Here is a 14,215-nt window from a genome sequence, read left to right on the forward strand (position 1 = left end):
GTTCGCCATCGGCGGTCAGCTCGTCTGCCCGAGGGCCCGTTGCACGAGACCGGAGATGTCCAGTGCGTCGATCAGGTCGGTGTCGTCGGCGGCCGGAGCCGCTTCCGTGGCGGGCTCCGCGTCGGCCAGGCCGAGCAGGGTCTCCAGCACGCCCGCCTCCTTGAACCGGGCGAACGGCACGGCCGCGAGGACCCGCCGGAGGTCGTCTTCCCGCCCCTCCAGGCCGTCGTCGGCCTCCCGGAGGAGCTCCACGCGCAGGTAGCCGACCAGCGCCTCCGGGGTGGGGTAGTCGAAGATCAGCGTCGCGGGCAGCTTCAGCCCGGTGGCCGCGTGCAGGCTGTTGCGGAGGTTGACCGCGGCCAGCGAGTCGAAGCCGACCTCCTGGAACGCCTGCCGCGGGCCGATGCCCTCGGCCCCGCTGTGGCCGAGCACGGTCGAGGCGTGCCCGCGGACCAGCTTCAGCAGGATGCGGTTCTGCTCGGCGTCCGGGACCGCCCGCAGGGAGTCCGCGAGCGACGCCGCGGTGTCGCCGTCTTCGCCGTCGTCCTGCGCGGCCTGGAGGATCGCCTTCGCCTCGGGCAGGTCGGCGAGCAGCGGGCTGGGCCGGACCGAGGTGAACGCGGGGACGAAGGCGGCCCAGTCCATGTCGGCCACCGCCACGGCCTTCTCGTTGCCGGCGACCGCCTGCACCATCGCGGTGACCGCCAGCGGCGGCGCCATCGGGAGCACACCGCGGCGGCGCAGCTGGGCGAGGGCGGCCTCGTCCATGCCGATGCCGATCTCGTCCAGCGCACCCCAGGCGATCGACGTCGCCTTGAGGCCGCGGGCCCGGCGCCATTCGACCAGGGCGTCGAGGACCGCGTTGGCCGCACCCGCCGGGCCCTGGCCGCCACCGCCCCAGATGCCCGCGATCGAAGAGAACACGACGAAGGCGTCGAGCGGGGTGTCCTCGAACAGCTGGTCCAGCCACACCGCGGTGGTCACCTTGGCGGTGAACACCTCGTCGAGGTCGGCCCGCCCGGTGTCGTCGACGGAGCTGGTCTGCGCGATGTCGGCGGCGTGCACCACGGCCGTGACCTCCGCGTCCGCCACCAGCCGCGCGATCGCGTCCCGGTCGGTGCCGTCGCAGAACTCGACGGTGGTGCCGAACCCGGCCAGCTCGGCCCGCAGGTCCTCGGCGCCCTCGTCACCGGTGACGATGAGCCGCTCGGCGCCCGCCTGCGCGAGCCAGACCGAGGCGTGCCTGCCGAGCCCTTCGGCCCCGCCGGTGACCAGGACCGTGCCCCGCGGTTCCCACTTGCCCGAAGCGGACTCCGGCACCGGCTTGCGGACCAGCCGCCTGCGGTAGCCGCCCGACCGCCGGACCGCGAGCTGGTCTTCCCCGCCGGCGCCGTTGAGCACGCCGAGCAGGGCCTGGGCCGTGCGTGCGTCGATCGCGGCCGGCAGGTCGATCAGGCCGCCCCACCGGTCGAGGCGTTCCAGCGCGACAGCGCGGCCGAGGCCCCACACGGCCGCCTGGGCCGGTGCGGTGACGGCGTCCTGGATGCCGATGTTCACCGCGCCGGAGGTGAGGCACCACAGCGGCGCGGCGACGCCTGCGTCGCCCAGCGCCTGGACCAGCGCGAGCGTCGACGCGGTGATCTCGGTCGCGTCCGCGGGCCCGCCGTCGAGCGCGAGCAGGGACAGCACGCCGGTGAGGTCGTGCTCGGCCAGGACACCCCGCAACCGCTCGGCGAGCTGGTCCCGCGCCGTTCCATCGACCTCCAGCCGGACCAGGTCGAGGCCCTGGCCGGTCAGCTCGTCCAGGAGCGCCCCGGAGGTGCCGGCCGGGACGACGGCCAGCCAGCGCCCGCCCGGCACGCCGGTGGCTTCGCGTTCGAGGGGCTGCCAGGTGACCTGGTAGCGCAGCTTCTCCGCGGTCGAGCGTTCGCGGCGCCGGTCCCGCCACCCGGCCAGCACGGGCACGACGGCGCCGAGCGCCCCGCGCTGTTCGGGCACCAGGTCGAGCAGCTCGGCCAGGCTGTCCACATCGGACTGTTCGACGGCGGTCCAGAACTCGCTGTCCGCGCCTTCGGCGGCCTCGGTCTTCTCGGCTTCCCGCAGCCAGTAGTGGCGGCGGTCGAAGGCGTACGTCGGCAGGTCGGCCCGGCCGGCCGCGGGCAGCGTCCCGGCCCAGTCCACGGGCACGCCGCGGACGTACAGCTCGGCCGCCGAGGCCAGCAGGCGGCGGAGACCACCGTCGTCACGCCGCAGCGAGCCGCTCACCACCGCGTCGTCGCTGCTCTCGCTGAGCGGCTGGACCAGCACCGGGTGGGCGCTGATCTCGACGAACACCGTGTGCCCCAGCCCGGCCAGCTCGGCCACCGACGGACCGAACCGCACCTGCTGCCGCAGGTTCCGGTACCAGTAGCCCCCGTCGACGACGCCCTTCTCGATCCACGTGCCGAGGACCGTCGAATAGAACGGGAGCACCGGCTTCTGCGCATCGATCCCGGCCAGGGTCTCGGCCAGGGTGCCGGCGATGTCCTCGACGTGCCGGGTGTGCGAGGCGTAGTCCACGGCGACCCGCCGCACCCGGACGCCGTCGGCTTCCAGCGCGTCCAGGGCCTGGTCCAAGGCCTGCGCATCGCCCGCGATCACCACCGAGGACGGGCTGTTGACCGCGGCCACCTCGACCCGGTCCGCCCACGGCGCCAGCCGCACGAGCGCGTCTTCCTCGCTCAACGCGACCGAGGCCATGCCGCCCCGGCCGGCCAGCGAGGCGGCGATGGCCTGGCTGCGCAACGCGACCACCTTCGCCGCGTCGTCCAGCGACAACGCCCCGGACACGCAAGCCGCGGCGATCTCGCCCTGGGAGTGCCCCAGCACCGCGTCCGGGACCACCCCCAGCGAGGTCCACACCGCGGCGAGACCGACCATCATCGCGAAGCTCGCGGGCTGCACGACGTCGACCCGGTCGAGGAGGTCGGCGTCGCCACGCAGCACGTCGAGCAGCGACCAGCCGGTCCACGGCGCCAAGGCGGCGGCGCACTCCTTGATCCGCTCGGCGAACACCGGCGACGAGTCCAAGAGCTCCCGGCCCATGCCGGCCCACTGCGAACCCTGGCCGGGGAACACCCAGACGACCTTGCCCGGCTGGCCCGCCGTCCCGGTGACCACGCCGGGCGTGGTCTCGCCGCGGGCCAGCGCCTGCAGGCCGTCCTTGGCCTCGTCCGCCGAGCCCGCGATGACCACCGCGCGCTCGTTCAGCGTCGCGCGGCTCGACACCAGGGTCCCGGCCACGCCCGCCGGCGTCTCGCTGTCGAGGGCCGCCGCCAGCCGGCCGGCCTGCCCGGCCAGGGAACCGGTGCTGCGGGCGGAGACCACCAGCGGCACCACGGCCGCGGGCTCCTCCGCCACCGGTTCCACCGGTTCTTCCAAGGGGCCTTCCTCGATGATCAGGTGCGCGTTCGTGCCGCTGGCCCCGAAGGAGGAGACGCCGGCCCGCCGCGGACGCCCGGTGCGCGGCCACTCCCGGGCCTCGGTGAGCACCTCGATCGCGCCCGCGGACCAGTCGACCTGGCTCGTGCGCTCGCCGGCGTGCAGGGTGGCCGGCAGGACGCCGTGGCGCATGGCCATGACCATCTTGATCACGCCGACCACCCCCGCGGCGGCCTGCGTGTGCCCGATGTTCGACTTCAGCGAGCCGAGCCACAACGGCGTCTCCCGCTCCTGCCCGTAGGTGGCCAGCAGCGCCTGGACCTCGATCGGGTCGCCCAGCGCCGTCCCGGTCCCGTGCCCCTCGACGACGTCCACATCGGACGGTGCGAGCCCGGCACTGGCCAGTGCGCCGAGGATCACCCGCTGCTGTGAAGGTCCGTTCGGGGCGGTCAGGCCGTTGGACGCGCCGTCCTGGTTCACCGCGCTGCCACGCAGGACGGCGAGCACGCGGTGGCCCCGCTCCTGCGCCACCGACAGCCGTTCGAGGACGACCACGCCGACGCCCTCGGCCCAGCCCGTGCCGTCCGCGCCTTCGGCGTACGCCTTGCACCGGCCGTCGGCGGACAGGCCGCGCTGGCGGGAGAACTCGAGGAAGGCGTCCGGGCTGGCCATCACGGTCGCGCCGCCGGCCAGTGCCATCGAGCACTCGCCCTGCCGCAGCGCCTGCGCCGCCAGGTGGATCGCGACCAGCGACGACGAGCACGCGGTGTCCACCGTGACCGCCGGGCCCTCGAAGCCGAAGGTGTAGGCCACCCGGCCGGACGCCACACTCGAAGCGGTGCCGGTCATCGTGTAGCCCTGGACGTCTTCGGGCACTTCGCGCAGCCGGGTCACGTAGTCGTGGTGGACGATCCCGGTGAAGACGCCGACGTCGGAGCCCCGCGCGGACAGCGGGTCGACGCCCGCGCGTTCCAGGGCCTCCCACGACGTCTCCAGCAGCAGCCGCTGCTGCGGGTCCATGGCCAGGGCCTCGCGCGGTGAGATCCCGAAGAGCCCGGCGTCGAACTGGGCCGCGTCGTGCAGGAACCCGCCCGAGCGCGTGTAGCTCGTCCCGGCGTGGGCCGGGTCCGGGTGGTAGAGGCCGTCGAGGTCCCAGCCGCGGTCGACGGGGAAGCCGGAGATCGCGTCCCGCCCTTCGGCGACGAGCTGCCACAGCTCCTCGGGGCTGTCCGCGCCACCGGGCAGGCGGGTGCTCATGCCGACGATCGCGATCGGCTCGTCGGAGACGTCCCGGGCCACCACGACCGGCGCCGCGGGGCGCTCGCCGGCGAGTTCGGCCTTCAGGTGGTCCGCGAGGACGGCCGGGTTCGGGTAGTCGAAGATCAGCGTGCTGGGCAGGTCGACGCCGGTGAAGTCGCGCAGGCGGTTGCGCAGCTTGATCGCGCTGAGCGAGTCGAACCCGTGGTCCTTGAAGGACCGGTCGAGGTCGAACGCCCCGGTGTCCCGGTGCCCGAGCACCACCGCGGCGCTCTCCCGGACCAGCTCGAGGACGTCCGCCACCGGCTCGGCCGGCCGGTCGGCGGGCGGCGGCGTCTCTTCGGTGCCGATCCAGTACCGCTCGTGCTGGAACGCGTAGGTGGGCAGCACGGTCCCGACCGCCGCGGCCGGCTCGTCGAGCAGCGTCGTCCAGTCCACGGCCACACCGCGGACGTGCAGCCCGGCCAGCGCGGTCAGCACGTCGGGGACCTCGGCGCCGTTCTTGCGCAGGGTGGCGACGCAGCTCTGCTCCGGGCCGCCGAGCGTGCCGAGCGCCATCGCGGCCAGGGCCCCGCCCGGGCCGAGCTCGAGGAACGTCGTCGCGCCCTGGGCCTTCAGCTCGGTGACGGCGTCACCGAACCGCACGGCGTTCCGCACCTGGCCGACCCAGTAGTCCGGGCTGTCGAGCGGCGCGAGTTCGCCGGTCAGCGTCGAGACGACGGGCAGCGAGCCGGCCCGGTAGGTGAGGCGCTGCGCGACCGCGCGGAACTCCTCCAGCATCGGTTCCATCAGCGGCGAGTGGAAGGCGTGGCTGACGGTCAGCCGCTTCATCTTGCGACCACGGCCCGCCAGTTCCGCCGCGGCAGCGAGCACGGCGTCCTCGGCACCGGAGAGCACGACCGAGTCCGGGCCGTTGATTGCGGCGACGCAGACGGTGTCGCCGAGCAAGGGCGCGACCTCGTCTTCGGTCGCCTGGACCGCGACCATCGCCCCGCCCGCGGGCAGGGCCTGCATCAGCCGGCCGCGCGCGGCGACCAGTTCGCCCGCCTCGGCCAGGTCCAGCACACCGGACACGTGCGCGGCGGCGAGTTCGCCGATCGAGTGGCCGACCAGGAGGTCCGGCCGCACGCCCGAGGACTCGAAGAGCCGGAACAGCGCGGTCTCCACGGCGAACAGCGCGCCCTGGGTGTACTTCGTCTGGTCGAGCAGCGCGCCGTCGCCGAACACGACCTCGCGCAGCGGACGTCCGCCCAGGTGCGCGTCCACCGCGTGGCACGCGGCCTCGAAGGCGTCCCGGAAGACGGGGAAGGTCTCGGTGAGCTCGCGGCCCATGCCGGCCCACTGGCTGCCCTGGCCGGTGAAGAGGACGGCCAGCTTGCCGTCGACCGGCGTCCCGGTCACGACGCCGGGACCGAACGCGGTGAGGTCGCCGCGGAGCTGTTCCCGGTCGGCGGCCAGGACGACGGCCCGGTGGTCGAGCCGGGCGCGGGTGGTGGCCAGTGCGTGGGCGGCGTCGGCGACCCGGACGTCGGGCCGCTCGCCGAGGAACCCGGCGAGCCGCTCGGCCTGGCCGTGCAGCGCGGCCGCCGTCTTCGCCGAGAGGACCACCGGCACGAGGAGCTCTGCCGGCTCCGGCTTCGCCGCGGTGACCGGCTCGGGGACTTCTTCGAGGACGACGTGCGCGTTGGTGCCGCCGATGCCGAACGAGGACACACCGGCCCGGCGCGGACGGCCGTCGGCGGGCCACTCGCGAGCTTCGGTCAACAGTTCCACCGCACCCGCCGTCCAGTCCACGTGGGACGACGGCCGGTCGACGTGCAGCGTCTTGGGCAGGACGCCGTGGCGCATGGCCATGACCATCTTGATCACGCCCGCGACCCCCGCGGCCGCCTGTGTGTGCCCGAGGTTCGACTTCACCGAGCCGAGCCACAGCGGCTGCTCGCGGTCCTGCCCGTAGGTGGCGAGCAGCGCCTCGGCCTCGATCGGGTCGCCGAGGGTCGTGCCGGTGCCGTGCGCCTCCACCGCGTCGACGTCCGAAGTGGACAGTCCGGCGGCGGCCAGTGCCTTGCGGATCACGCGCTGCTGGGCCGGGCCGTTCGGGGCGGTCAGGCCGTTGGACGCGCCGTCGGAGTTGACCGCCGACCCGCGGACCACGGCCAGCACCTGGTGGCCCTTTCGCCTCGCCTCGGACAGCCGTTCCACCAGGAGCAGCCCGACACCCTCGGACCAGCCGGTGCCGTCGGCGGCGTCGGCGAACGCCTTGCACCGGCCGTCGGGGGCCAGCCCGCGCTGCCGCGAGAACTCGACGAACGTCTCGACCGTGCCCATCACCATCACGCCGCCGGCCAGCGCCATCGAGCACTCGCCGCGCTGCAGCGCCTGCACCGCCATGTGCAGCGCCACCAGCGAAGACGAGCAGGCGGTGTCGACCGTGACGGCCGGGCCTTCGACGCCGTAGTGGTAGGCGACGCGGCCGGAGAGCACGCTCGCCGAGCCGCCGGTGAGCCGGAAGCCCTCGACACCGGCGGCGTGGTGCATCCGCACGCTGTAGTCGTGGCTGTTGACGCCGGCGAAGACGCCGATGTCCTGCCCGGCGAGGGTGGCCGGGTCGATCGCGGCCCGTTCGAACAGCTCCCAGGACGTCTCCAGCAGCAGCCGCTGCTGCGGGTCCATGGCGAGCGCTTCGTTGGGCGAGATGCCGAAGAAGGCGGCGTCGAACCCGGCGGCGTCGTCGAGGAAGGCGCCGTGCCGCACGTACGTGGTGCCCTCGTGGTCGGGGTCCTCGTGGTAGAGCCGGTCGGTGTCCCAGCCGCGGTCGGCGGGGAAGTCGGTGACGGCGTCGACGCCGTCGGCGACCAGCCGCCAAAGGTCCTCGGGGCTGTGCACGCCACCGGGGAACCGGCACGCCATGGCCACGATCGCGATCGGCTCGTCCACCGCGGCGGTGCCGATCTCGGCCGGTCGCCGGGCGGTTTCCCCGAAGAGCTTGGCGCGGAGGTGTCCGGCGAGCGCCGGCGGCTTCGGGTAGTCGAAGATCATCGCCGGGGACAGGGTGAGCCCGGTCTCGGCCGCGAGGCGGTTCCGCAGCTCCACCGCGGTCAGCGAGTCGAAGCCGGCGTCCTTGAACGTCCGTCCGGAGTGGACGGCGGCGGGGCCGGCGTGCCCGAGCACCTCGGCGGCGTGGCGCCGGACGAGGTCGAGCAGGGTTTCGGTCCGCTCGGCGTCGCCCAGCCCGGCGAGCCGCTCGGTCAGCGACGCGGTCTTGGCCGCCGTCCGGCGCGGCAGCGGGGCCAGGCCGCGCAGCAGCGGCGGCACCGGGCCACCGGACTTCGCCGCCGCCCGCAGCGCCGGCACGTCGAACTTGGCCGCCACCAGGGCACCACCGGTGCCGATGGCCGCGTCCAGCAGGGCCATGCCTTCGTCGGCGGGCAGGCCGGACATGCCGATCCGCTGGTTGCGCCGCAGGTCGGCGGCGCCAAGGTGCTCGGTCATGCCGCTGACCGCCGCCCAGTAGCCCCAGGCGACGGACACCGCGGGCAGGCCGCGGCGGTTCCGCTCCCGCGCCAGCGCGTCCAGCTCGGCGTTGGCCGCCGCGTACCCGGCCTGGCCGGGATTGCCCAGCACGCCCGCCGCCGAGGAGAACAGCACGAACGCGGCGAGGTCGGCGTCCCGGGTGAGCTCGTCCAAGAGCCGGGCCGCGTCGACCTTCGGCCGCCGCACGGCCTTTACCCGCTCGGGGGTCAGTTCGGTGACGACGCCGTCGCCGAGCACGCCGGCGGTGTGGATCACGGCGGTGAGCGGGTGCTCGGCCGGGATCGCCGCCAGGACGGCTTCGAGCTGCGCCCGCTCGGCGACGTCGCAGGCGGCGATGGTGACGGACGCGCCGAGCGCGGTCAGCTCGTCGTGGAGTCCGGGTGCTTCGCCGCGGCGGCTGACCAGCACCAGGTGCCGGACGCCGTGCGCGGTGACGAGGTGCCGGGCGGTCAGCGCGCCGAGCGTGCCGGTGCCACCGGTGATCAGCACGGTGCCTCGCGGGTCGAGCGGCCGCGCGTCCCGCGCCGGGGTCGCCCGGGCCAGCCGCGGGACCGAAGCAACGCCGTTGCGCACCCTCACCTGGGGTTCGCCGCTCGCCAGCACGGCGGGCAGCACGGCCTGGTCGTCGAGGTCGGCGAGGACGATCCGGCCCGGGTGCTCGGACTGCGCCGAGCGCACCAGGCCCCAGATCGCGGCCGCGCCGGGCTCGGTGCAGTCCCCGGTCAGCACGGCCAGCGGGGTGCCGGCCGGATCCGCCAGCCAGGTCTGCAGCTTGGCCAACGTTTCCTCGGCCGACGTGGCTTCGTACGTCAGGAAGCCGGTCGCGGCTTCGGCGGGGAGCCGGATTTCCGGCCAGTCGACGCGGAAGAGCGATTCGGTGCGGCCCTGTTCGACGGCGAACGGCGTGCCGCGCACGGCTTCGACGCTCAGCACGAGCTCCCCGGCCGGGTCGGTCAGCCGGAGGCCGGTCGCCGTCGGCGTCACGGTCACGGCCGTGGCGCCCGAGGCCGCCAGGGTCACGCCGGTCCAGACGGACGGGAGCAGGTCGTCGCCGACGACCGTGCGCACGGCGGCGTCCAGCAGCGCGGGGTGGATGCCGTACCGGTCCGCGTCCCGCAGGCCGTCGACGGTGACTTCGGTGGCGGCTCCCGCCGCCGCCGGTTCGGTCACCGCGGCGGCGGCAGGAGCGAGTGTGCCGTGGGCGTGCCGCGTCCACGGTTCGTCTTCCTCGCGGGAAAAGACCTCGATCGGACGCCGCCGCCGCTCGCCGGGTTCGCCGACGAGCACCTGGACCTCCCGGCCACCGCGGGGCGGGAGCACCACGGGCGCGTCCACGGTCAGTTCGGCGAGGAACGGCGTGGCGGCCAGGTCGCCGAGCCGGATGGCCGCCTCGACCAGCGCCGCGTTCGGCACCAGCCCGTCCGCCGCCCAGGGGTGCGCCCGGCGCGTCCACCGGGCGACAGCGGTGAGGCGGTCCGAGCCGGGCGTGCCGACGATCGTGCCCAGCAGCGGGTCGCCACCGGACGCCGGTCCGGCCGGTTCGAGCCAGTAGTGCCGGTGGTCGAAGGCGTAGGTCGGCAGGTCCACCCAGCCGGCGGCGGGCACCATCGCCGTCCAGTCCACGTCGACGCCGCGGGCGAACAGCTCACCCATCGAGGTCAGGAGCCGCCGCAGGCCACCGTCGTCCCGCCGCAGGGTCCCGGCGACCGCGTCGGTGAGCTCGCTGATCGGCTGCACCAGCACCGGGTGCGCGCTGACCTCGACGAACACGCGGTGGCCCTGCTCGATCAGGGCGGCCGCGGCCGGGCCGAACCGGACCTGGTCGCGCAGGTTCCGGTACCAGTAACCGCCGTCCAGGACACCGGCTTCGCGCACCCACTCGCTGGTGACGGTGGAGTAGAACGGCACGGTCGGCGCCTGCGCGCCGATCCCGGCCAAGGTTTCGGCGAGGGTGTCGCGGATGTCCTCGACGTGCCGGGTGTGCGAGGCGTAGTCCACCGCCACCCGCCGCACCCGGACGCCTTCCCCGGACAGGGTTTCGAGGGTCTCGTCGAGGGCCTGCGCATCCCCGGCGATCACCACCGACGACGGCCCGTTGACGGCGGCGACCTCGACCCCGTCCACCAGTTTCCCGGCCACGTCGTCCGCGCCCAAGGCGACCGACGCCATCCCGCCGCGGCCAGAGAGCTCCGCCGCGATGGCCTGGCTGCGCAGGGCGACCACCTTCGCCGCGTCCTCAAGCGACAGTGCACCGGACACACACGCGGCCGCGATCTCACCCTGGGAGTGGCCGACGACGGCGTCCGGGCGCACGCCGACGGACTCCCACACCGCGGCCAGCCCGACCATGACCGCGAAGCACGCGGGCTGCAGCACGTCGACCCGATCCAGGTCGCCCTCACCACGCAGAACATCAAGCAGCGACCAGTCGATCCAGGGCTCCAGCGCGGCCGCGCACTCGGCGATCCGCGCCGCGAACACCGGCGAGACATCCAGGAGCTCCCGACCCATCCCGGCCCACTGCGTCCCCTGCCCCGGGAACACCCACACGACCTTGCCCGGCGTCCCGGCGCCTGCCGGGTTCAGCGCTCGCAGCCCGGCCACGGCTTCCGCCCGCGAACCGGCTACGACGACCGCGCGCTCGTCCAGCACTGCACGACGAGACACCAGCGCGGAGGCCACCTCGGTCAGCGAGACGTCCCCTTCCAGCAGGGACGCCAGCCGCTCGGCCTGCCCGGCCAGCGCCTCCGTGCTGCGCGCCGACACCACCAGCGGCACCACGGGGGCCTCCGGGGTCGCGACCGGCTCTTCGGCGGGGGCTTCCTCGACGATCAGGTGCGCGTTGGTCCCGCTGACGCCGAACGAGGAGACCCCGGCCCGGCGCGGCCGGTCGCCACGCGGCCAGTCCCGGCTCTCGGTCAGCAGCTCGACGGCACCGGCGGACCAGTCCACCTCGAGAGTCGGTTTGTCGACATGCAGCGTTGGCGGCAGGACTTCGTGCCGCAGCGCCTGCACCATCTTGATGACCCCGGCGACCCCGGCCGCCGCCTGCGCGTGGCCGATGTTCGACTTCAGCGACCCCAGCCACAGCGGCTGTTCCCGCTCCTGGCCGTAGGTGGCCAGCAGGGCCTGCGCCTCGATCGGGTCACCCAGGGTCGTCCCGGTCCCGTGCGCCTCGACGACGTCCACATCGGACGGTGCCAGCCCGGCCGCGGCGAGCGCACGGCGGATGACCCGCTGCTGCGAGAGGCCGTTCGGGGCGGTGAGCCCGTTGGACGCGCCGTCGGAGTTGACCGCGCTGCCGCGCACGACCGCCAGCACCCGGTGGCCCCGCTCCCGGGCCACCGAGAGCCGCTCGAGCACGACCACGCCGACACCCTCGGACCAGCCGGTTCCGTCGGCCGCCGCCGCGAAGGCCTTGCACCGCCCGTCGGGCGCCAGCGCGCGCTGGCGGGAGAACTCGACGAACGAGCCCGGCGTCGCCATCACCGTGACCCCGCCTGCCAGCGCCATCGAGCACTCGCCCTGCCGCAGGGCCTGCGCGGCGAGGTGGATCGCGACCAGCGACGACGAGCACGCCGTGTCCACGGTGACCGCCGGGCCCTCCAGGCCCAGCACGTACGAGACGCGGCCCGACGCCACGCTCGACGCGACCCCGGTGGTGACGAAACCTTCCAGTTCCGGCGAAACCGCGCCGGCCCCGTACCCCTGGCCCATCAGGCCGGAGAACACGCCGGTGTCGCTGCCCTTCAGCGCGATCGGGTCGATCCCGGCGTTCTCCAGTGCCTCCCACGAGGTCTCCAGCAGCAGCCGCTGCTGCGGGTCCATGGCGACGGCCTCGCGCGGCGAGATCCCGAAGAAGCCCGCGTCGAACTGCCCGGCGTCGGGCAGGAACCCGCCCTGGCCGACGTACGACGTCCCGGCGCGTTCCCGGTCCGGGTCGAGCAGGGCGTCCAGGTCCCAGCCGCGGTCGTCCGGGAAGTCCGAGACGGCGTCGACGCGCTCGGCGACCAGCCGCCACAGGTCTTCCGGGGAAGCGACCCCGCCGGGCAGCCGGCACGCCATGCCCACGATCGCGATCGGCTCGTCCGGGTCGGCCGTCACCACGGTCTCGGCGACGCCCTGCTCGACCCCGAGCAGCTCGTCCCGGACGCGGGCGGCGAGCGCGGCCGGCGTCGGGTGGTCGAAGACGGCACTGGCGGGCAGCCACAACCCGGTGTGCCCGATCAGCCGGTTCCGCAGCTCGACGAGGGCGAGCGAAGTGAAGCCGAGGTCGCGGAAGGCGCGCTCGGCCGGGACCGGCGCGCCCAGCACGCCGGCGGCTTGGGTGCGGACGAGGTCTTCGAGGAGTTCGCCCTGCGCACGTTCGTCCAATCCGGACAGTCGCGCGCGCAGCTGCGCGGCGACGCCCGCGTCGGCGTGCCGGGACCCCTCCTCGTGCTCGGCCGCGGCGTACCGCAGCTCGCCGGGCTCGCCGGCCAGCAGACCCCGCCGGATCTTGCCCGACGCGGTCCGCGGGAGGTGGCCGACCTCGAAGATCCGCTCGGGCACCTTGTAGGCGGACAGCTGTTCGCGGCACTTCGCGATCAGCGCGGCGGGATCGAACCCGGACGGCCCGGGGATCACGTAGGCGACCGGCACCTCGCCGAGCGTTTCGTGCGGGGCGCCGCCGACCGCCGCGTCCGCGACGCCGTCGGCCGTGCGCAGGACGGCCTCGACCTCGCCGGGGTGGATGTTCGCACCGCCCCGGATGACGAGCTCCTTGATCCGGCCGCAGATGGTGAAGTAGCCGTCTTCGTCGCGGCGGGCCAGGTCGCCGGTGCGGAACCAGCCGTCGCGCATCGCCGCGGCGGTCGCCTCCGGGCTGTTGTGGTAGCCGAGCATGACGTTCGGCCCCTTGACCCAGACCTCGCCCTCCTCGCCGGCGGGCCGCTCGAGCCCGGTCTCGGGGTCGACGACCCGGACGTCGACGCCCGGCACGGGCCGCCCGCACGAGCCGTCCACCCGGGCGCCGTCCGGCGGGTTCATCGTGATGGCGCCGCAGGTCTCGGTGCTGCCGTAGGCGTCGATCAGCGGCACGCCGAAGGTCTCTTCGAACGCACTCCGCAGCCCGGCACCGAGGACCGCGCCCCCGGCCAGGCCGATCCGCAGGCTCGGGACGGCGAACCCGGTCTGCCGGGCGGCCCGCACCAGGTGGTGGTAGGTGGTCGGCACGCCGGCCAGGAACGTGGTCTCCTCGGCCTGGAGCAGCCGCATGACGTCGTCGGCCGAACCGCCGTCCACGATCCGGACGGTCGCGCCGACCACGGTCGCCGAGAGCACGCAGGCGATGTGCGACAGGCTGTGGAACAGCGGCAGCGGCCAGAGCACCCGGTCGGCGTCCGACAGCCCGGGGAACGGCACGTAGCAGGAGGCGACGGACCACAGGCAGTTGCGCTGCGTGGACACCACGCCCTTGGGCCGTCCGGTCGTGCCGGACGTGTAGAACATCCACGCCGGTTCGTCGAGGCCGAGGTCGTCCGCGGCCGGCTCGGCCGGTTCGGTGACGGCGAGCTCATCGTACGAGTGGGCGCCCGCCGGGACCTCGTCGCCGGTCACCAGCACCCGGACCTCCGGCGGGAACCGGAGCCGTGCCGCCTGCGTGGCGTCGGTGAGCACGGCCACCGCGCCGCTGTCTTCGAGGGGGTGCTGCAGCTCCGCCGTCGCCGAGCCGGGGTTCAGCGGCACGCCGACCGCGCCCGCGCGCAGGACCGCGAAGTAACTCTCCACAGTGGACACCCGGTTGCCGAGGCAGATCGCCACCCGGTCCCCGTGCCGGACGCCGAGACCGGCCAGGTGCCCGGCCAGCCGGCGCGTCCGCGCCTCGAGGTCGCCGTAGGTGACCGCCCGGTGGTCGTCGGCGAAGGCCGGCTTGGCGGCGAAACGGGTCGCGTTCTCCAGGAGTGCGACGTGAAGTGGCTTGACGAGATCGGTGCGCACTGTGCCGCAGATCCTTTCGGTGTTC

Annotated in this window: 1 protein-coding gene; it reads right to left on the reverse strand. The window is 74.6% G+C overall.

Translation table 11 applies throughout. The features are described 5' to 3' along the window. Nucleotides 1-15 precede the first annotated feature (15 nt). Nucleotides 16-14,190 carry a type I polyketide synthase gene (locus tag ACWEGE_RS03125; protein WP_449658780.1) on the reverse strand — a complete coding sequence of 4,725 codons (14,175 nt, stop codon included), beginning with the start codon at nucleotides 14,188-14,190 and terminating at the stop codon, nucleotides 16-18. Nucleotides 14,191-14,215: the final 25 nt, after the last annotated feature.

The organism is Amycolatopsis sp. NPDC004747 (assembly GCF_053601335.1).